The organism is Devosia chinhatensis (assembly GCF_000969445.1).
Taxonomy (GTDB): Bacteria; Pseudomonadota; Alphaproteobacteria; order Rhizobiales; family Devosiaceae; genus Devosia; species Devosia chinhatensis.
In genome coordinates this window covers 777,726-796,816 of record NZ_JZEY01000061.1, presented here as the reverse complement: position 1 = coordinate 796,816, position 19,091 = coordinate 777,726, and the positions used below count along the sequence as shown (strand labels likewise).

The window sequence follows — 19,091 nt, the reverse complement described above, 5'->3', positions numbered from 1 at the left end:
GCTAGACGACCACATTGACGATGCGGTCAGGAACAACCACGATCTTCTTGGGAGCCTTACCATCGAGCGCTTTTTGCACCTCTTCCAGCGCCAGAACGAGCGTTTCGACTTCGGCAGCGGCCTTGCCTTTGGCTACGACAATCTCTGCCCGACGCTTGCCATTGATCTGAATGGGCAAGGTAACGTCGTCGTCCACGAGGAGCGTTGCATCGACGTCGGGCCAAGGGGCATCGGCGGCAAGGCCTTGTTTGCCCAGAAGCTCCCAGCAGCTTTCAGCGAGATGGGGCATCATCGGGTTGATCAGCAGCACCAGTTTTTCCGCGCCTTCGACAAGAGCGTCGCGGAGTGCCGGTCCCTTTGCCACATCCCTTGCCTTGGCGAGGGCATTGGTCAGTTCATAGATCCGCGCCACGGCACGATTGAAGCCCAGCCCTTCGATGTCCTGGGCGATGCCGGCAACGGTTCGATGAATAATCTTGCGCAGCGCCAGCGCGTCCGCGTCATCTGATTGAACAGAATTTTCTGATTGTTCGGTGATTGCGACTGTGTCCTGAACGAGGCGCCAGACGCGTTGCTGAAAACGGCTTGCGCCTTCAACCCCGGCTTCAGTCCATTGCACGTCACGTTCGGGCGGAGAGTCCGACAGCATGAACCAGCGTGCCGTATCGGCCCCATAGCCGGCGACGATCTCGTCAGGGTCAACGACGTTCTTCTTGGACTTGCTCATCTTCTCGACGGAGCCGATCTGAATCGGCGCGCCAGTCCTGGCATGGCGGGCGGTGCGCTGGTCACCATCGGTATCGAAGACAATGTCGGTCGGCGGCACCCATTCGCCGGTCTGCGACCGATAGGTCTCGTGCGTGACCATGCCTTGGGTGAAAAGGCCCTTGAACGGTTCGTCCAGCCCGACATGGCCGGTGGCCTTCATGGCGCGGGTGAAGTAGCGCGAGTAAAGCAGATGCAGGATCGCGTGTTCGATACCGCCAATGTACTGGTCGACGGGTAACCAGCGATCCGCAATGGCCGGAATGGTCGGCGTGTCGGCATCCGGCGCGGTGAAACGGGCAAAATACCAGGACGAGTCCACGAACGTATCCATCGTATCCGTCTCGCGGCGCGCCGCGCCGCCACATAGCGGGCAATTGACGTGCTTCCAGGTCGGGTGATGGTCGAGGGCGTTCCCGGGCTTGTCGAAGGTGACATCCTCGGGCAGCACAACGGGCAGGTCCTTCTTGGGGACGGGGAGGGTGCCACAGACCTCGCAGTGAATGACCGGGATCGGACAGCCCCAATAGCGCTGGCGGGAAATACCCCAATCGCGCAGGCGGTAATTGACCTCCACCTTGCCCTGAACCTGGCCATCGACCGAACGAGCGCCGAAATGCTCGGCGATCCTGGCCTTGGCCTCGTCGATGGACAGACCATCAAGGAAGCCCGAGTTGAAGATGCTGCCAGCATCGACATAGGCATCGTCGCCAATCTCAAAGTTCGCTGCATCGGCGCCGGGCGGCAGAACGACCGGCTTGACCGGGAGATCGTATTTGTGAGCGAAATCGAGATCGCGCTGGTCGTGGGCCGGGCAGCCGAAGACGGCGCCGGTCCCGTAGTCCATCAGGACGAAATTGGCGACATAGACGGGCAGGGTCTCGCCCTTGAGTACCGGATGTTTCACGCGAAGCCCGGTGAAAATGCCTTTCTTTTCGGCCTTTTCGAGCGTCTCGGTCGCAGTGCCCTGACGATGAAATTCGGCGACGAAGTCAGCCAGTTCCGCATTGTTTGCGGCCAGGCCCGCGGTCAGCGGGTGATCGGGCGAAAGGGCAATAAAGGACGCCCCGAAGATCGTATCGGGCCGAGTGGTGAATACTTCGACGGCGGTCGCGTTGGTCACGTCGCTGGGAACCAGTTCGAACAAGAGGCGCAGGCCTTCAGACTTTCCGATCCAGTTGCGCTGCATGACGCGTACTTTTTCCGGCCAATCCTTGAGGCCATCAAGGGCACCCAGCAGGTCCTCGGCAAAGTCGGAAATCTTGAAGAACCATTGCGTGAGCTCGCGCTGCTCGACGGGCGCGCCGGAGCGCCAGCCCTTGCCGTCGATTACCTGCTCGTTGGCCAGCACGGTCATGTCGACCGGGTCCCAATTGACCTTGGAGGATTTGCGCGTGACTAGACCGGCGGCAAGCATGTCGATGAACATGGCCTGCTGATGCCGGTAGTAATCGGGCGAGCAGGTGGCGATCTCGCGCGTCCAGTCGATGGACAGGCCCATCGACTTGAGCTGCTTCTTCATCGCTTCGATATTGGCATAGGTCCAGGTGCCGGGATGGGTCTTGCGCTCGATGGCAGCATTTTCTGCCGGCAGGCCAAAGGCGTCCCAGCCCATGGGGTGCAGCACGTTCTTGCCGCGGGCGCGGTGATAGCGCGCCACGACGTCGCCCATGGAATAGTTGCGCACATGGCCCATATGGATGCGGCCGGAGGGATAGGGGAACATTTCAAGGACGTAGTAGGGCTCGCGCGGATCCTCGTTGGACGTCACGAAGCTCTGGCGCTCGTCCCAGACCTTCTGCCATTTCGGTTCGCTTTCGCGCGGATTGTAGCGTTCACCGCTCACTTTGATCGTCCTTGCAAGATTAACGCAGGCACCAGCGCAACAGGCGGCGCAGCTTGCGTTTTCAGGGGTTTTTGGCTACCGGACCATCACCAGAAATCCCCCATCAGGTCAACAGCAACGGGGCCGACACATGGCCAACAGCGCCGCCAATGCGCAAACAGCGCTCGACTATATCCGCTCGCGCATGGAAAAGGCGCGCCGCCGCTTCGGGGCGCCGCCCGAGGACGTGGAACTGGTCGCGGTCTCCAAGACATTTTCGGCGAGTGACATCGAGCCGTTTCTCGAGGCTGGCCAGACAGTGTTCGGTGAGAACCGGGTGCAGGAGGCCAAGGATAAATGGCCTGAGCTTCGCCAGCGCTATCCGGATGTTCAGCTGCACCTGATCGGGCCTTTGCAGACCAACAAGGTCCGGGACGCCGTGGCGCTGTTCGATGTGATCGAAAGCGTGGATCGCGACAAGCTGGCGGGTGTTCTGGCCCAGGAAATGCACCGGCTCGGCCGATCGCTCCCCTGCTTCGTACAGGTCAATATCGGCGCCGAGCCGCAAAAGGCAGGCATTGCCGTGGACGAGACGGCCGACTTCGTCGCGCGGTGTCGGGACGTGCACGGGCTCGATGTCGTGGGGCTCATGTGCATACCCCCGGACGGGCAACCGGCGGGGCCCTATTTTGCGCTGCTCTCGGCTCTGGCAAAGGCTGCCTCTGTCGAGAACCTCTCCATGGGCATGAGTGGGGATTTCGAAACCGCTATTGCCATGGGCGCTACCCATGTGCGCGTCGGATCGGCACTTTTCGGTCGTCGCCCGGCGGCCTCGGCCTAGCGTCATTGCAACTTTTGCCCATTTCTTGCGTTCCCTGACGTTGAATGACGCCGATGTGATTTTTTGACCAAATTGGGGTCGCAATATCGTGATCTTGGTCGATGTCGGAGCCAAAAGACCGGAGAAAACAATGAACAAGCGACGCATCCTGGTCGTGGACGACGACGCGGATCTGCGCCAGACCCTGGTTGATCAGCTCAAGAACGAGCCGGACTTCGATGTGCTGCAGGCCTCGACGGCCAATGATGCGCTGCAGGCCGTTCGCGACAACAATATCGAACTGACCATTCTAGATGTGGGCCTGCCGGACATGGACGGCCGGGAAGCGGTCAAGGTGATGCGCCAGGAGGGCTACAAGAGCCCTGTGTTGATGCTCACTGGCCACGATACCGATGCCGATGAAATCAAGGGGCTCGAGGCCGGCGCAAACGATTACCTGACCAAGCCGTTCCGCTATCCGGTGCTTCTGGCGCGCATCAATGCGGCGCTGCGCCAGCGCGACCAGAGTGAGGACGCTGTCTTCACGATCGGTCAGTACAGCTTCCAGCCAGCCGCCAAGGTGCTTGAGACCAATGATGGGATCAAGGTAAGGCTGACGGACAAGGAAACCTCGATCCTCAAATTCCTTTACCGGCAGGGACCCAAGACAATCACCCGCGACATCCTGCTCAAGGAAGTGTGGGGCTATAATAATCGCGTAACCACCCATACGCTCGAGACCCACATCTATCGCCTGCGCCAAAAGATTGAGCGTGATCCCTCCAATGCGCGACTGCTCGTGACCGAGGATGGTGGATATCGGCTTGTCCCCTGATTATGGGATGATCCTGTTCATTTTCGTTGCGAACTCACTTATAGAATCCTGAAGCTGCTCGCATGATGCGGGTGGCTTTGGCGCATTGGGTCGGGTTCTGATGAGAATGGATGATGCGGCCGGGGTGCTGACCCGGGCCGATTTCTTCGACATCTGCGATGACGAACAATTGCGCATGCTCGGATTTGCCGGAGACCGGCAGTATTTCGAGGTTGGATCGGTCATCTACAAGGCTGGCGACATTCCGCTTGGCGCACATGTGCTGGTGTCGGGCAAAGTCAAAGCGCGGCACGAGGGGCCGGAAGCCGGAGAGCCCTATACGCTCACAGAGCCCGGAAGCGTCATTTCTCCCACGGCTCTTATCCTCGACAAGCCGCGACCGGTTACGTTTATGGCAATCAGCGACTGCGAAACGCTGTTCGTGCCGCGCAATGCCTTCCTCAAGCTCGTTCGACAGAATCCCGACCTTGCCGCACGGGCGATCAGCCGGATCGAGGAGGATCTGGGGCGGTATATGCATGCGCTCGAGCCGTTGCGCACGCGAATGAAGGGCAATTAGGGCAGCCGAAAACGCGCGATCACCGGGACGTGGTCCGAGGGTTTGTCGGTCCAGCCACGGGCCGGGCGAATGATTTCGGCACCCACAGAGCGCTCGGCGATGTCGGCGGTGGACCAGATATGATCGAGCCGGCGGCCCTTGTCCGAATTGTCCCAATCGGGGCTGCGATAGCTCCACCAGGAATATAGCTTCTGATCAAGGGGTACGTGCTTGCGCACCAGGTCCACCCAGCCGTGGCCACCTGAAAGCAGGGCGTTGAGGGCTTCGGTTTCAACGGGCGTGTGGCTGACCACCTTGAGCAATTGCTTGTGGCTCCAGACATCGTTTTCATGCGGAGCGATGTTGAAATCACCGGCGATCAGGTGGCCGCGCTGGAAGATGGGGTCGCCGAACCAAGTCCTCAGCTCATCGAGAAAGCCCAGCTTGTGCTTGAACTTGGGATTGATCTCCGGATCGGGCTCGTCACCGCCGGCGGGAATGTAGAAATTGTGGAGAGTGAAGGGGCCATGTCCAAGATCGACCAGCGCCGAGATGTGACGCGATTCGGGGATTTCGCAGAACACGCGGCTCGATATGTCGGTGAGGGGAAACTTCGAGACGATGGCAACGCCGTGATAACCCTTCTGACCATGAACGGCCTGATGCGGATATCCGGCCTCGGTAAAAGCGTTGCGGGGAAATTGATCATTGGTGCATTTGATCTCCTGCAGCATCAGCACGTCAGGCTGATATTGCGCGAGAAAATCGAGCACCATGGGGAGGCGCAGACGAACCGAGTTGATGTTCCAGGTGACGATGGAATGGGTCATGGCGAACGTCCGGTGAATCGGCAGGCGGGAGGCCTGTTATCGCCAAGCTGGGGGCAGGGGTAAAGCCGGAAATGTCGGCGGCGCGACGGTGTCCGAGAGGACGCTCCAACTGGCGCTGCGCGCTTGCTTTACCCTCGTCTCCCTCGCCCGAAGAATTGTCGGACGCGAAAGCGCAAATAGCCAGGTTTCACGTGAATCCCTCATCTCCGCTGCCAACAAAAAGCCCGGCGCGATGGCCGGGCTTTTCAATTCAGGGCTTGCGCAGAGCTTATTCGCTCTTGGCTTCGCCTTCAGCAGCTGCGGCCTGTTCGGCTGCCTTGGCAGCGGCAGCGGCTTCAGCATCCTTGGCGGCCTGTTCGGCAGCAAAGGCCTCTGCGGCAGCGATCTTTTCGGCTTCGCGGGCTTCACGAGCGGCCTGAGCGGCTTCGCGCTCGCCAGCTTCGATCTTGCGGGTACGGGCGCTGGTCGATTCGAAGATACGAGCCGATTTACCGCGACGATCGCGCAGGTAGTAAAGCTTGGCGCGACGGACCTTACCGCGCTTGATCACTTCGATGGACGCAATGTTGGGCGAGTAGATGGGGAACACGCGTTCTACGCCTTCGCCGTACGAGATCTTGCGCACGGTGAAGTTTTCCATCAGGCCGCCGCCGGAGCGGGCGATCACGACGCCTTCATAGGCCTGAAGACGTTCCTTGTCGCCTTCGCGGATCTTGACCCACACCTTGACGGTGTCGCCATGGGTGAAATCGGGGAGTTCGCGCTTTGCGGCAAGCGCGGCAACCTGCTCGGCTTCGAGCTGTTCAATAATGCTGCTCATATTCGATCCGTTCGATCTTTTCATAGGGGCAATTCATTGGGCCTTATGGCCCCTCGCCCGGTCTTGGTTGGTAACGGAGGGTCGTCTTCTTGGTCTTGTCGCGCATGGGTCCGATACGCCCGACGCGCAGATGGGCGGCTCATAGGGGAAAATGACCGCAGAGTCCAGAGGAAAGGGGCCTTTGGCATTCCCGCGATCCAGATAGTCTGGGCTAGTCCAGGAGATCGGGTCGCCGGGCTTTGGTGAGGGCGAGGGACTGTTCATGTCGCCAACGGGCGATGCGTCCATGATCGCCCGAGGTCAACACGGCGGGAATATCCTGGCCCTCGAAATGCTGGGGACGGGTATAATGGGGATATTCGAGCAGGCCGTTCTCGAAGCTTTCCTCGTCGCGACTGTCGAGTGCTCCAAGCACCCCCGGGATCAGGCGGACGACCGCCTCGAGCAGAACCATCGCCGCCACTTCACCACCGGCGAGCACGTAATCGCCAATGGAGATTTCCTCGAGATTACGCGTGTCGATCACCCGCTGATCCACACCTTCGAAGCGACCGCAAATGATGACGGCGCCCGGCCCCTGGGCCAATTCGTGGGCCCGAGCCTGGGTCAGCGGGCGTCCGCGGGGCGACATCAGAATGCGGGGGCGCGGGTCAGCCGGCGGGGCGATCGTATCGACCGCCTTGGCCAGGATATCGGGCTTGAGCACCATGCCGGCGCCGCCGCCCGAAGGAGTGTCGTCCACGGTGCGGTGGCGATCGGTGGCGAAATCCCGCAATTGGGTGGCCCGCAATTGCCAGCGGCCCTCGCTCATGCCTCGACCGAGGACGGAGGCTCCGAGCGGGCCGGGAAAAAGGTCCGGGAACAGGGTGATGATATCAGCGGAAAAGGTCAATCTGGGTCTTCCTCGCCCGGCTCGGCATCGAGCGGCGGCGCGATGGTCAGATAGCCTTCTGCAATCCGGATATGGGGCACGACGGCCTTGGTGAAGGGATAAAGGAACGTGTCGCCAGAACGCGGATCCTGGATTTCGATCAGATCGCCCGCCCCGTAATTGTGCAGTGCGATGACCGCGCCGATGCTAACCCCCGTTTCCTCGACCCGGGCATCGAGACCGATCAGGTCGGTGTGATAGAAATCGTCTTCGTCTTCAGTCTGGGGCAAGCGGTCGCGCTCTATGTAGAGAGCGGTGCCGTTGAGGGCTTCGGCAGCATTCCGGTCGGCGATGCCTTTGATCCGGGCAATCAGCACTGTCTTGCTGAGACGGGCGGCCTCAATGGTGACAGTGAAGCCTGCCCGGCTGGTCAGAAGTGGCCCATAGGAAGCAATGGCCTCGGGGTCCTGGGTATGAGAGGCGATTCGCACCTCGCCCTTGATCCCATGTGCGGCCCCGATCGTGCCCAAAAGAATGAGATTGGTCTTGTCTGACATGGACATGTCCCGAATTGGCTTCTGGCTCCATAGCAGGACGGCGCTCTCACGCAAATGGTCAGTCGCGCGCGACGAGCTCGATCACGTCGTGGGTCGATTCAAATTGGGGGCGCGGCAATTCGAGGCGGTAATGGCCGGGAATGCCGTCTTCGATCTGGTAGAGACATCCGACCTGGTCTCGTTCCCTGTCCGCACCATAGACTATCGACCCCTCGTTTCCGTAGTGAAGGGCGCCGCGGTAAAACAGGGCGCTGCCGGTGGCCGCGAGCGTGCCTGAAAAGCGCTGGGAGCCGCTGATCTTGTCTATTTTCGTACCATCCTCGGAAATCCGGCACTGGAAGAAATCATAGACAATGAGCGGCAGGTTGCCGCCGAGCTTGATGGTGCGGCAGCGATAATCGCCATCGGAGATAGCATTGGCGGCACCATCCGGCCGGTCGAAAAGACCGCTGACGATGGATCTGTCGCTGTTGGACGTGGCCATCAATGCCTCGGCGAGCCCCTGGCTGCGTGATGTCGGGAAAATGGCCATGCGCGCCTGATCAGCGGCGCTGATTTCCGCTGCCGCCGGAGCCTCGCATGCTAAAGCGGAAAGGGGATGGAAGGCCACAAGGCCTGCAAGGACAAGGCTGGCGAGGTGCAGAGGGCGATGGGGCATGGCGAGACGTCTCTTGTTTTGGATCAAGGAACCTTGGTCCGCAAATGTGCTTTCTCAAAGACAATTGAACCGGAGGTTTTCATGTCCCAAACACTCACCGACCGCGATGCGATCCGCCAATGGGCCATTGCCCGGGGTGGCAATCCCGTTCTCATGGAGGTGCCCGATGGCAGCAGGAGCCGCACGGTATTGCAATTGTCCTTCGGGCAGGACAGCCTGAATGCCGATGGCAATGAAGGGCCCGACCGCATCGGCGGTTTCGAGCTGGTCAGCTGGGAAGACTGGTTCGCCGCGCTCGAAGCCAACAAACTGGCCCTGATGGTGTCGGACGACCCCGCCGGCGGCAACGAGGCCGAATTCAGCTTCGTCGAACGCGCGTAAAGAGGTCCGGGACGAAACGCCGGGCTTGGGCCCGGCTTGTCTCGATCCCGGTCTAGTCGATCAGTTCGACGGCGCCGGCAATGAATTGATGCCGGCTTCGTAGAGGCGCATGGTGGCCTCGATGTCTTCGATATGCATGTTGAGGCCCTGTTCGACAGCGTCGGCCTGACGGCGCATCAGGTCGCGGCGCGAGATCAGCTCAAACCGCTCGCTTTCCAGTTCCTTGATGGCCAGGTCGATGCGGTCGCGATGGGTGGCCAGGCGTTGCACCATGGGCGCGGTCTGCTTGGCAGCCTGTTGGATGACCTGTTCCAGTTCTTCAAGTTGCTCGACTTCGGGCTTCACGATCTTGAGCGAAGTCTTCGCCCGGGTTGTCATTTCGGGATCTCCTAATTGCTGCCCTGTGGAAGCCTCATGCTTCCTGCCAGAGTGCTAATGTCTTAGGATATTTCCGTAATTCCCCCCAGCTTTACCACTTGTTTACCTTAACCGCTAAGCACGTTGGCGGCGCGGCGGTCACTCTTCCCCATCGGCGGCAGCCTCGATGGCTTCCATGTCTTCGTCGGAAAATCCGAAATGATGACCCAGTTCGTGGATGAGCACATGGGTGACGATTTCACCCAGAGTGTTGTCGTCATGCTCGGCCCAATAGTCCAGAATGGCGCGGCGATAGAGAAAGACGGTATTGGGCATCTGTCCGGTTTGTGGCACGGCGCCGTCCTCGGTCAATCCGATGCCGTGGAACAGCCCCATCAGTTCGAAGGGGCTTTCCATGCCAAAGCCTTCGAGAACGTCGTCTTCGGCATATTCCGCAACCGAACAGGTGACGTCAGCAGCCAGAGAGCGAAACGGCTCCGGCAGGTTGGCAAGCGCATGGCTTGCCAACGCCTCTAAATCATCAAGGGTCGGGGCACGATATTCCGACCAGTCGGTGCCGCTTACTGCCACTCGCGGATATCGACGAAGTGGCCGGCGATTGCGGCTGCGGTGGCCATGGCGGGCGACACCAGGTGGGTACGCCCCTTGAAGCCCTGGCGGCCCTCGAAATTGCGATTGGACGTCGAGGCGCACCGTTCGCCGGGGGCCAGCTTGTCGGGATTCATGGCCAGGCACATCGAGCAACCGGGCTCGCGCCACTCGAAGCCGGCATTCTTGAAGATGACATCGAGGCCTTCTTCCTCGGCCTGAGCCTTTACGAGCCCCGAGCCAGGCACGACCATGGCCGAGACGTGGCTGGCCACCCTGCGGTCCTTGATCACCGCTGCGGCAGCGCGCAGGTCTTCGATGCGGCCGTTGGTGCAGGATCCGACAAAGACCCGGTCGAGCTTGATGTCGGTGATGGGGGTGCCGGGCTTGAGGCCCATATAGTCGAGTGCCCGCCACTTGGACGCGCGCTTAGTTTCGTCGGCAATATCATCAGGGTTAGGGACCACGCCCTGGACGGAAATGACGTCCTCGGGCGAGGAGCCCCAGGAGACGATGGGCGGGAGCTTGGCGGCGTCCAGGATCACCACCTTGTCGTAATGGGCGCCCTCGTCGGTATAGAGGGTCTTCCAATAGTCCAGCGCCATGTCCCAGGCTTTGCCCTGGGGAGCGCGAGGACGACCCTGGACATAGGCGAAAGTCTTTTCGTCGGGGGCGATCAGGCCGGCGCGGGCGCCGCCTTCGATGGTCATGTTGCAGACCGTCATGCGGCCTTCCATGGACAGCGAGCGGATGGCCTCACCGGCGAACTCGATCACATGGCCATTGCCGCCGGCCGTGCCGATCTCGCCGATGATGGCAAGGATGATGTCCTTGGCCGTGACACCCTCGGGCAATTGGCCATCGACACGCACCAGCATGTTCTTGGCCTTTTGCTGGATCAGCGTCTGCGTCGCCAGGACATGCTCAACTTCGGACGTGCCGATGCCGTGGGCCAGTGCGCCAAAGGCGCCATGGGTCGAGGTGTGGCTATCGCCGCAGACGATGGTCATACCCGGCAGGGTAAAGCCCTGCTCCGGGCCCACGATGTGAACGATGCCCTGACGATGATCGAACGGGTCATAGTATTCGATGCCGAAATCCTTGGTGTTTTCGGCCAGGGCCGCAATCTGGATGGCGCTTTCCGGATCGGGATTGGGAAGGGAACGATCGGTCGTGGGCACATTGTGGTCAACTACCGCCAAAGTGCGCTCGGGATGACGCACCTTACGGTTGTTCATGCGCAGGCCTTCGAAGGCCTGGGGGCTGGTCACTTCATGCACCAGATGACGGTCGATATAGAGCAGGCTCGTGCCGTCCTCGTTGTTCTGGACCAGATGGTCGTCCCAGATCTTGTCGTAGAGCGTGCGGGCCTTGGTCATTTCCGTGCTTCCGAAGGATGAAATTTGGATCGGTTCTAATGCCAAGCCGGGCCGAGGGTCAAGCATAACCGTACTCGTGGGTACGGTTCAGGCGGGTAGGCGTCGCAATGCCAGGAGGCCGATCAGGCTGGTATCGAGACCGATGCGGTAGCGGCACCAGAAAGCGATCGCCATCTGCGCCAGGATCCGTGCGCCCATATTGACCAGGGCGGCGCCCAAAATGCCGTAGATGGGGATGAGCGCGACCTGAAGCGCAACGCCCGCGAGGGTAATGGCGCCATAAATGGCCACATAGGCTCGCTCGTGCCCGGTCATCATCATGACGATCTTGGATGGGCCGGTGGCAGCGTCGAACAAAAGCCCGAAGGCGAGGAGGATGAGGATGAGCCATCCCTGCTCGTAGCTCGGGCCGAATAGGCTCAAGACGAGATCACCGAAGAAAGCGAAGCCGGCAAAGATCAGGAGCGAGAATATAAAGCCTGCCCAGGCGCAAAGCGTCGTCACGGCCTGCGCCTTGCGCATATTGCCGGCGTAATAATGCTCGGCCACCATGGGCGCGATAACCAGCTCGATGGCAAAGGTGAAAAGCGTCATCAGCCCGGCGGTGCGAAAGGCGTTGAAGTAGAGCCCGGCGCTTTCGAGGTCGAGCATCAGCCCGACAAGGATGACATCGATATTGAGTGCCAGCGTTTCGATCAGGGCGCCCATGAGCAGCCAGAAGCTCAGCCGTCCCCAGCGGCGCAGATGCGATCGTACAGGGGCCATCGCGGGCCAGATTGCGTAGCGGCGGCCACCAACCTGCATCTGCAGGGCCAACATCAGCATCAGAATCCCGGCCGACAGCACCAATGCATCGGGGCCGCTCAGCACATGCCCCTGAAGGAAAAGCAGAATGACGGCTACGGGCAGGAGAAGGCGCCAGAAAATATCGCGCGGCAGGAGCGCCGTCCACAGAGAACCCTGGGCGCGAAGGGCCGCAGAATTATATTCGGACAGGGCCAGCGGCAAGATGAGGATGGCCGCAGCATAGATGTGGTTGGCCGTATCTCCTGGCGCCAGGAAGGGCAGATAGGCCAAGGTCAGAAGACAGAGAACAACACCCAGGGCGATGCTGGCCAAGAAAGTGATGGTCGATCCCGCCGCAATGGTTTCGCGCGCTGCTGCTGCATCGCCGTTGCCGCGCTGCTCGGCCCATAGACGCATGGCAGCCAGGGGTTGACCGACACCGGCAACGATCGCCAGCACCGTGGCGAGGGCAAGGCCGAAGGCAAAGTGGCCATATTCGTCCGGCGTCTGCGTCCGCGACAGCACAACATAGGTGAGATAGGTCAGCCCCGCCGTCCCCACCTTGATGCCCAAGGAGGCGAGCGAGCGCCACATTCCGGCTTGCAACAGGCTGGAGAGATCACGAGGAATAGGGACGCGCATGAGCCTGCCTTGCCGCCACACGATTGGGTTCGGCGGCGGCTAAACTGGCATGGCGGGGGTCAAAAAGCCCTTAAATTCCCGATGCGTAGAAATTACAATTTCGTAATGTGGCTATCGAGGATTAGTGCCGGAAGTGGCGCATTCCGGTCATGACCATGGCAATGCCTGCGGCATCCGCGGCCGCGATCACTTCGTCGTCGCGCATGGACCCACCGGGCTGAATGACCGCTGTGGCGCCGGCAGCGACGAGGGCCTCAAGGCCGTCGGCAAACGGGAAGAAGGCGTCCGAAGCGACCACCGAACCCTCGGTCAGTGCGCCTTCCAATCCAGCGGCCTGGGCAGCGTCGATCGATTTACGGTGGGCAACGCGCGCCGAATCCACGCGGGACATCTGTCCGGCGCCGATGCCGGCCGTCGCGCCGTCCTTAACGTAGATGATGGCGTTGGACTTGACGTGTTTTGCGACCTTGGCGGCCAGTTTCAAGTCGATGAGCTCCTGCGCGCTGGGCTGGCGCCGGGTGACGACCCTGAGGTCGCAATCATCGACATTCTTGTTGTCGCGACCCTGTACCAGAAGACCGCCGGCCACCGACTTGACCAGGAGGCCATCGGCCTTGGGGTCGGCCATGCCGCCGGTCAGCAGCAGGCGCAGGTTCTTCTTGGCAGCGATGATGTCCTGCGCTTCCTGGGTGGCCGACGGGGCGACGATGACTTCGGTGAATACCTTGACGATCTCGGTGGCGGTTTCAGCGTCGATCTCCCGGTTGGTGGCGACGATGCCGCCAAAGGCGGATACAGGATCGGTGCGCAATGCCTTGAGATAGGCGGTCTTCAGATCGCCCGCCACGGCGACGCCGCAGGGATTGGCGTGCTTTATGATGGCAACGGCCGCCGTTTCTGCGGAATCGAATTCGGAGACCAACTCGAAGGCCGCGTCGGTATCATTGATATTGTTATAGCTGAGCGTCTTGCCCTGCACCTGGGTGGCGGTGGCAACGCCTGGGCGATTATCGCCATTTTTGTAGAACGCCGCCCATTGATGCGGATTTTCGCCATAGCGCATCACTTCGCTCAGCGTGCCGGCGAAGCTGCGATAGCTCACATCGGCAAAGTCGATTTCCCTGGCAAACCAGGTCGAGATGGCGCTGTCATAGGCGGCGGTTCGGGCATAGGCCTTGGCGGCCAGCTTCTGGCGCATCTCGAAGGGAATACCGCCAGCCTTCATGGCCTCAAGGATCGCGGGATAGTCTGCTGGATCGACGACGACCGTCACGAAAGCATGGTTTTTGGCGGCGGAGCGCACCATGGCCGGTCCGCCGATATCGATGTTTTCGATGATCTCATCATAGGAGGCGCCGGAGGCGACGGTCTTTTCGAACGGGTAGAGATTGACGGCAACGAGATCGATAGGGCCGATTTCGTGCAGGTCCATGGCGGCCTTGTGTTCCGGATTGTCGCGCACCGCCAGAAGCCCGCCATGGACCTTGGGATGGAGCGTCTTGACCCGGCCATCCATCATTTCGGGAAAGCCGGTCAGGTCAGCAATTTCCCGCACCGGCAGACCGGCTTCGGCGATCAGACGCTGCGTGCCACCGGTCGAGACCAGCTCAACACCAGCGGCGGAGAGATCCCGCGCGAAATCGGCCATGCCGGATTTGTCGAATACCGAAAGCAGTGCCCGCCCGACCTGTACCGTCTTGCCCATGGAATGTGTCTCGCCGTCAATTGATGAGGATTGAGCGGCTCGCTAGCACGAAGAGGGCGAGAGGCCAATGGGGTATGGACTAGGCGAGCCTATCGAGCAGGCCGCAAAGTCATGGCTCCGGCGGTCCTATTGTTGCTCGAGCGTGAAGATCCAGGCGACTTCCGCGCCGGGCGTCACATCGGTTTCGAGAACCAATTGAGTGGTGCGGTGAAACCCGAGATAGGACGATTGACGCACGCTGTCTTCCTCATGGACGCTCGCCCCTTCCCAAAGAAAACTCCAGACCATGCCGTTGGGCAGGATCAGACGGGCCATGCCTTCGCCGCCGCTGCGCCGGACCTTGATGCCGGGGGCAAGATGGAAGCGTATGGCCATGCGGCCGGTCTGTGTCTGGCCGGTGGCAAGGATGCGGTCCTGGCCGACAAGGGTCGTGCCATCGGCGAGCAAGGTCAGACGGCGCTCGATCTCGGCGCCGAAGGCCGGGCCGTATCCCACCGAGGTCAGCGACAGCATATGTTGCGCAGTATCGAGCGCGAGGGCAGGCGTGGCCTTGCCCCGTGGGGCGTGGTCTTCGTCGTCTATGGTCGGCGCCGAATGAGCGATGGTCTGGCGGAACAGGTCGCGGCTCTCAGGCATATCGGAGGGAGCGGGGCCACAGGAGCCCACGATCAGTTCGCTGCCATGAGAAAATTCGAAGGCAAGGCCGCCGGCATGACTCTCCTGATCAAAACCGGGGGGCGGGCGCAGTCCGGAATCGGCGATCACCACGCTTGCGCCGGCCCGCACGATCCCATAGCCGCCCAAAAGGGCGGAATGGCGTGAAGCGGTGGGACCGTTGGACTGCACTGCCACAAGGACATCGTGCGGCACCTGACCACAGCCATTGAAATAGACCGGCTCGCCACTCGATAGCGTCAAGGCATCGAGGGCCTCATGCATGCGGTCGATGCGGTTCGACAATTCGGCCGTGTTGGCATTGCCATGCCGTCCCAAAGCCCGCTTGAGGCTGGTCAGCTCGGTCAGAAGCGACAATTGCAACCTGGGGTTGCGCGAGAGATGAAGGCCCTCAGCGTCCAGCTGGCGGGCCAACAGCGTATCCAGCCGGGTGACGGCCGCATCGATATCGGGCAAGTCGAGGGTGATGCACAGTTCTGCGCCCAGAAGTCCGATGGCCGCAAAGAGCGTTTCCACCGGATCGGCTGCCAAAGATCCACGGACCTTGAGGCTTTGTACCTGCGTTCCCAGGCTGCGCTGGATGGTCCGGGCCTGGTCGGGCGTCGCCCCGTCAAGCAGGAATGTCAGGTGTCGCAGCCAATTGAGCACACGCTGGGTGGTCAGGGTCAGCGTCCAGCTGTCGCGCTCGAACTGGCCCTCACGACCAATCCAGTCCAGCACCAGCGTACGCGCGAAGAGGCGTTCTCCGGTGTCGCGCACGTCACGGAAATGACGGAGCCAGGAAAAGGAATGCAGATTGTTCCACCAGTCGGGGTGATCGACATCGAGGGAAAATGGCGATGCGCCGCCGGTTTCGAAAAGTTTGGAGGCCAGCAGGTACCGACCCGACATCATCTCGCGGACCGCCTCGCGGTCGGCCGGCCGGAAATCGGGCAGGTCTCCCGCAAACGCTGTTTCGCCCTGTCCGCGCCATGTCCAGCGCAGCAGCGGCATTGTCACCAGCGAATCGGCCAAGCCCAAAGCAAGCTGGCGACCGCTATCGATCAGCCGCCCGCTCAACTCGCCTGTCCCAGGGTGATTGCCTTCTTGGTCACTACGCGTCCTCGCCGGTGCCTTCCCCGCATCGGCTTCACGCTTTCTTTACCGTGTTCGGCGGAATCGCGCCACGAAGAACCCGTCCATTCCTGGTTTTCCACCGCCCGGATTCATCCCGGGATGGGTGCGCACCAGACCATCGGCTGTCACGGCCTGTTCCAGACCAACCAGTTCGGCGGGTGCTATCGGCGCGAGCTCCAGGCCCGGCAAGGCATGCAAAGCCCAATCCACCTGCGCCTCGCCCTCTTCAGGCTCAAGCGAACAGGTGCAATAAATCAACGTGCCTCCGATTTCGAGGCAGCGGAAGGCGTTGGTCAGCAACGCCTGTTGCAGTCTGACGCGGCCGGCAATGTCATGGGCGCTGCGATGGCGCAGGACTTCGGGGTGGCGACGAAACGTGCCCGTGGCCGAACAGGGTGCATCGAGCAGGATGCCCTGGAAAGGCGTGCCCGGCGCAAAGGTCGCGGCATCAGCCTCGACGACGTAGGGCGTGTAGCCTAGCCGCGCCATATTGGTGTTGAGCCGTTCAAGCCGCGCACCGTCATTGTCGAGCGCGGTGACCGCATAACCGGCCTTGAGCAATTGCGCTGTCTTGCCGCCTGGAGCCGCACAAAGATCAAGAATCGTGCTTCCGGCTGGCAATCCGAAGAGGCGGGCCGGGATGGCGGAAGCGGCGTCCTGCACCCAGAACCTGCCAGTGTCGTAGCCGGGAAGAGCCTCGACGGGGCGATCCCGGCTTTCAATGCGCGCGCTGTCGGCCAGCAGGTGGTCCGCGCCCAGCGCCTCGACCAATTCGGGATCGTCATCGCGCAAGGTCAGGTCGAGCGGCGCTCCATCCACCAAGGCGTGGGCAAATTGCGTGACAGTTTCGGCCCCATAGGCTCGGGTCCAGCGGTCACGGACCGTCTCGGGCAGGAGCAGATCGTCATCCATCAGGCCATAGCGCGCCGAATTGGACTGCGCCTTGCGCAAGACGGCGTTCATCAGCCCGGACAGGTGTCGGGCCTTGTTGTCGCGCTTGATGGCTTCGACGGCGAGAAACAAAGCCGAATGGGCGCCGAGCTCGGGCATAAAGACCAGTTGCACCAGAGACAGGCGCAGAACCGCCTCGAATGTGCCGGCGCGTGGTGGCAATCCCTTTTCCAGCAATTCGCTGATCATGGCATCGATCTGGCCGTGCCGACGCAAGGCCATCGTGATCAACCGATTGGCGAGCGCGCGGTCGCGCCCGTCCGGAAGGTCGAAGCTGGAGAGCGGCACAAAATGTTCACCGCCCAGAACGGCCTTCAACCGTTGGGCGGCAATGAGACGGAGCTTGAGGCCCGCCGGATCGGGTTTATACGCCACTTATCAATTCTATCCCCAAGGACCGCGCGCACCGCCATCGTCTTCGGTGCGCCCCACGGTCGGCACGCGCCAACCGCCACCGTTGTCGCGGCCGCTCGAGGCGGGGCGGGGACGGGGCTGTGGGCGGCGCCCCTTATCGTCCAGGCTCATCTCACCTGCAAGCTTTTGCAGCGCGGCAATACGGTTGCCCGTGTCAGGATGCGTGGAAAACAGATTGTCCATGCGGGCGCCGTTGAGAGGGTTGACGATATACATGTGCGCCATGGCCGGGTTGCGCTCGGCCGCAACATTGACCTGGCGGCCAGCCAGCGTGGCGATCTTGTTGAGCGCGGAGGCCAAGGCGAGCGGATCGCCGGAAATGGCGGCGCCATCCTTGTCGGCTTCGTATTCGCGAGTCCGGCTCACCGCCATCTGGACGATCATGGCCGCGAGAGGGGCGAGAAAAACCATGAGCAGTGCGCCGATACCGCCAAGCGGGTTTTCGCGATTATTGCCGCCGCCGAAGAAGAGACCAAACTGCGCCAAAGCCGAAATGGCACCCGCAAGCGTGGCCGTTATGGTCATGGTCAGCGTGTCGCGGTTCTTGATATGGGCCAGTTCGTGAGCCACGACGCCCGCCACTTCGCGCGTATCGAGCTGGCGGAGCAGCCCGGAGGAGACGGCAACAGCGGCGTTTTTCGGATCGCGACCAGTCGCAAAGGCGTTGGGCTGGTCGGTTTCGATCACATAGACGGCTGGGGTCGGAATGCCGGCGCGCCTGGAGAGCGTGTCGACCATGTCGTAAAGTTCAGGCGCGCGGGAGCGTTCGACGGGGACGGCATTCTGCATCCGCAGCACCATCTTGTCGGAGTTCCAATAGGCGAAGAGATTGGTGCCGGCGGCAAAGACCAGCGCCATCATCATGCCGCCCGTGCCACCGATGAAATACCCCACCACCATGAAGAGGGCGGTCATGCCTGCGAGCAGGACAAAGGTGCGGAAGGCATTGAACATGGGTCGAACCCCTTGGGTTGGATCTTTCGAGCAACTATGTTGTGTGTCAGCCGGTTCCGCGCAAGCAGGTGAACAAAGCGTAATGTCCGATTCCGACGAAACTTCCGAACCACAACCTTTGGCCAGAGTGCGCAGCCCTGCCGCCAAGCGGGCTCTGGCCGAGGCCGAGGAACGACGCGACGCTATCGACAAGGCGACGGCAATGGCGCCGCGCGAAAAAGGGGGACGAGGGGGGCTTGAACCCGGCCGTTATGGTGATTGGGAGATCAAGGGTCTGACGAGCGACTTCTGAAGTGAGCGATGCTTACTTGACTTGTCGTAAAGTAAACGTCGTTCACTTAAGCGAATGCGCCTTGGTCTGGGGCGCTTTATGGACATTCAAAACCGCAAATTCGATGCGGCCATCACCCCAGAAGGTCAGTGATGTTATAGCCAGCTGCCGATACCGCGAAGGTCATCGCGACGGTGACGATGGCAGCGATGAGCCCATATTCGATGGCGCTGATACCCTTCTGGTCGATGAAGAATTTCCGGATCAGACGCAAAACGCAACTCGTCACTTATGGGCCAACGGAAGCAAAATGCCCAACCAAAGCTGAACGC

General features: G+C 61.2%; 20 protein-coding genes. 5 read left to right on the top strand and 15 right to left on the bottom strand.

Annotation, left to right across the window (positions count from 1 at the left end; genetic code table 11):
- Position 1 precedes the first annotated feature (1 nt).
- Complete coding sequence (leuS, locus tag VE26_RS14225) at positions 2-2,611, bottom strand: leucine--tRNA ligase (RefSeq protein ID WP_046105830.1); 2,610 nt, start codon at positions 2,609-2,611, stop codon at positions 2-4.
- A gap of 130 nt (positions 2,612-2,741) precedes the next feature.
- On the opposite strand from leuS, the gene VE26_RS14220 reads away from it, so the two are divergent.
- The 3 genes from VE26_RS14220 to VE26_RS14210 all read left to right on the top strand — a co-directional run bounded on the left by VE26_RS14220 (position 2,742) and on the right by VE26_RS14210 (position 4,804).
- Positions 2,742-3,431, top strand: a complete 690-nt coding sequence (locus VE26_RS14220) for a YggS family pyridoxal phosphate-dependent enzyme (RefSeq protein ID WP_046105829.1) — start codon at positions 2,742-2,744, stop codon at positions 3,429-3,431.
- A 130-nt stretch (positions 3,432-3,561) separates the two neighbouring features.
- Positions 3,562-4,245 carry a response regulator transcription factor gene (locus VE26_RS14215; protein ID WP_046105828.1) on the top strand — a complete coding sequence of 228 codons (684 nt, stop codon included), beginning with the start codon at positions 3,562-3,564 and terminating at the stop codon, positions 4,243-4,245.
- Between the two features lie 100 nt (positions 4,246-4,345).
- The gene (locus tag VE26_RS14210) at positions 4,346-4,804 is read left to right on the top strand and encodes a Crp/Fnr family transcriptional regulator (protein WP_084620530.1); all 459 of its coding nucleotides are present in this window, start codon (positions 4,346-4,348) and stop codon (positions 4,802-4,804) included.
- Here the strand turns inward: VE26_RS14210 and VE26_RS14205 are convergent.
- The 5 genes from VE26_RS14205 to VE26_RS14185 all read right to left on the bottom strand — a co-directional run bounded on the left by VE26_RS14205 (position 4,801) and on the right by VE26_RS14185 (position 8,519).
- Complete coding sequence (locus VE26_RS14205) at positions 4,801-5,613, bottom strand: exodeoxyribonuclease III (RefSeq protein WP_046105826.1); 813 nt, start codon at positions 5,611-5,613, stop codon at positions 4,801-4,803. The genes VE26_RS14210 and VE26_RS14205 overlap by 4 nt on opposite strands.
- A gap of 268 nt (positions 5,614-5,881) precedes the next feature.
- Positions 5,882-6,433, bottom strand: a complete 552-nt coding sequence (rplS, locus tag VE26_RS14200) for a 50S ribosomal protein L19 (protein WP_046105825.1) — start codon at positions 6,431-6,433, stop codon at positions 5,882-5,884.
- A 211-nt stretch (positions 6,434-6,644) separates the two neighbouring features.
- Positions 6,645-7,325, bottom strand: coding sequence for a tRNA (guanosine(37)-N1)-methyltransferase TrmD (gene trmD, locus VE26_RS14195; RefSeq protein ID WP_046105824.1), 681 nt, complete (start codon positions 7,323-7,325; stop codon positions 6,645-6,647).
- Positions 7,322-7,861, bottom strand: a complete 540-nt coding sequence (rimM, locus tag VE26_RS14190) for a ribosome maturation factor RimM (protein WP_046106388.1) — start codon at positions 7,859-7,861, stop codon at positions 7,322-7,324. Before rimM ends, trmD begins: the two co-directional genes overlap by 4 nt.
- Before the next feature lie 58 nt (positions 7,862-7,919).
- On the bottom strand, positions 7,920-8,519 hold the full coding sequence (locus tag VE26_RS14185; RefSeq protein ID WP_152658858.1) for a DUF4893 domain-containing protein: 600 nt from the start codon (positions 8,517-8,519) through the stop codon (positions 7,920-7,922).
- An 81-nt stretch (positions 8,520-8,600) separates the two neighbouring features.
- Between VE26_RS14185 and VE26_RS14180 the strand changes: the two genes are divergently transcribed.
- Positions 8,601-8,900 carry a hypothetical protein gene (locus VE26_RS14180; protein ID WP_046106386.1) on the top strand — a complete coding sequence of 100 codons (300 nt, stop codon included), beginning with the start codon at positions 8,601-8,603 and terminating at the stop codon, positions 8,898-8,900.
- Between the two features lie 60 nt (positions 8,901-8,960).
- Here the strand turns inward: VE26_RS14180 and VE26_RS14175 are convergent, their stop codons facing one another.
- From VE26_RS14175 to htpX, 8 genes are all read right to left on the bottom strand, one after another.
- Positions 8,961-9,278: a hypothetical protein gene (locus VE26_RS14175; protein WP_046105823.1), complete on the bottom strand. Its 318-nt coding sequence runs from the start codon at positions 9,276-9,278 to the stop codon at positions 8,961-8,963.
- 138 nt (positions 9,279-9,416) lie between these two features.
- Positions 9,417-9,848: a metallopeptidase family protein gene (locus VE26_RS14170; RefSeq protein ID WP_046105822.1), complete on the bottom strand. Its 432-nt coding sequence runs from the start codon at positions 9,846-9,848 to the stop codon at positions 9,417-9,419.
- Positions 9,839-11,245, bottom strand: a complete 1,407-nt coding sequence (gene leuC / locus VE26_RS14165) for a 3-isopropylmalate dehydratase large subunit (protein WP_046105821.1) — start codon at positions 11,243-11,245, stop codon at positions 9,839-9,841. Before leuC ends, VE26_RS14170 begins: the two co-directional genes overlap by 10 nt.
- 87 nt (positions 11,246-11,332) lie before the next feature.
- Positions 11,333-12,673, bottom strand: coding sequence for an oligosaccharide flippase family protein (locus VE26_RS14160; protein ID WP_084620526.1), 1,341 nt, complete (start codon positions 12,671-12,673; stop codon positions 11,333-11,335).
- Between the two features lie 121 nt (positions 12,674-12,794).
- Positions 12,795-14,378: a bifunctional phosphoribosylaminoimidazolecarboxamide formyltransferase/IMP cyclohydrolase gene (gene purH, locus VE26_RS14155; protein ID WP_046105819.1), complete on the bottom strand. Its 1,584-nt coding sequence runs from the start codon at positions 14,376-14,378 to the stop codon at positions 12,795-12,797.
- A 126-nt stretch (positions 14,379-14,504) separates the two neighbouring features.
- Positions 14,505-16,112, bottom strand: coding sequence for a heparinase II/III family protein (locus VE26_RS14150; protein WP_046105818.1), 1,608 nt, complete (start codon positions 16,110-16,112; stop codon positions 14,505-14,507).
- Between the two features lie 81 nt (positions 16,113-16,193).
- Positions 16,194-17,495 (bottom strand): RsmB/NOP family class I SAM-dependent RNA methyltransferase, encoded by a 1,302-nt coding sequence (locus VE26_RS14145; protein WP_046105817.1) that lies wholly within the window; start codon positions 17,493-17,495, stop codon positions 16,194-16,196.
- 9 nt (positions 17,496-17,504) lie between these two features.
- Complete coding sequence (htpX, locus tag VE26_RS14140) at positions 17,505-18,488, bottom strand: zinc metalloprotease HtpX (RefSeq protein WP_084620524.1); 984 nt, start codon at positions 18,486-18,488, stop codon at positions 17,505-17,507.
- An 82-nt stretch (positions 18,489-18,570) separates the two neighbouring features.
- Between htpX and VE26_RS14135 the strand changes: the two genes are divergently transcribed.
- Entirely contained in the window at positions 18,571-18,780 is a 210-nt protein-coding gene (locus VE26_RS14135; protein ID WP_046105816.1) for a DUF1674 domain-containing protein, read from the top strand.
- A gap of 112 nt (positions 18,781-18,892) precedes the next feature.
- Here the strand turns inward: VE26_RS14135 and VE26_RS17545 are convergent, their stop codons facing one another.
- Positions 18,893-19,033: a Flp family type IVb pilin gene (locus tag VE26_RS17545; RefSeq protein ID WP_152658857.1), complete on the bottom strand. Its 141-nt coding sequence runs from the start codon at positions 19,031-19,033 to the stop codon at positions 18,893-18,895.
- Between the last annotated feature and the right edge of the window lie 58 nt (positions 19,034-19,091).

What these genes read in the sequence shown, in the direction of transcription:
- VE26_RS14215 (WP_046105828.1), top strand. Translation starts at nt 3,562, where the DNA reads ATGAACAAGCGACGCATCCTGGTCGTGGACGACGACGCGGATCTGCGC.
- purH (WP_046105819.1), bottom strand. Translation starts at nt 14,378, where the DNA reads ATGGGCAAGACGGTACAGGTCGGGCGGGCACTGCTTTCGGTATTCGAC.
- VE26_RS14175 (WP_046105823.1), bottom strand. Translation starts at nt 9,278, where the DNA reads ATGACAACCCGGGCGAAGACTTCGCTCAAGATCGTGAAGCCCGAAGTC.
- VE26_RS14160 (WP_084620526.1), bottom strand. Translation starts at nt 12,673, where the DNA reads ATGCGCGTCCCTATTCCTCGTGATCTCTCCAGCCTGTTGCAAGCCGGA.
- rimM (WP_046106388.1), bottom strand. Translation starts at nt 7,861, where the DNA reads ATGTCAGACAAGACCAATCTCATTCTTTTGGGCACGATCGGGGCCGCA.
- VE26_RS14220 (WP_046105829.1), top strand. Translation starts at nt 2,742, where the DNA reads ATGGCCAACAGCGCCGCCAATGCGCAAACAGCGCTCGACTATATCCGC.
- VE26_RS14205 (WP_046105826.1), bottom strand. Translation starts at nt 5,613, where the DNA reads ATGACCCATTCCATCGTCACCTGGAACATCAACTCGGTTCGTCTGCGC.
- VE26_RS14210 (WP_084620530.1), top strand. Translation starts at nt 4,346, where the DNA reads ATGAGAATGGATGATGCGGCCGGGGTGCTGACCCGGGCCGATTTCTTC.
- VE26_RS14180 (WP_046106386.1), top strand. Translation starts at nt 8,601, where the DNA reads ATGTCCCAAACACTCACCGACCGCGATGCGATCCGCCAATGGGCCATT.
- leuC (WP_046105821.1), bottom strand. Translation starts at nt 11,245, where the DNA reads ATGACCAAGGCCCGCACGCTCTACGACAAGATCTGGGACGACCATCTG.
- rplS (WP_046105825.1), bottom strand. Translation starts at nt 6,433, where the DNA reads ATGAGCAGCATTATTGAACAGCTCGAAGCCGAGCAGGTTGCCGCGCTT.
- VE26_RS14135 (WP_046105816.1), top strand. Translation starts at nt 18,571, where the DNA reads ATGTCCGATTCCGACGAAACTTCCGAACCACAACCTTTGGCCAGAGTG.
- VE26_RS14185 (WP_152658858.1), bottom strand. Translation starts at nt 8,519, where the DNA reads ATGCCCCATCGCCCTCTGCACCTCGCCAGCCTTGTCCTTGCAGGCCTT.
- htpX (WP_084620524.1), bottom strand. Translation starts at nt 18,488, where the DNA reads ATGTTCAATGCCTTCCGCACCTTTGTCCTGCTCGCAGGCATGACCGCC.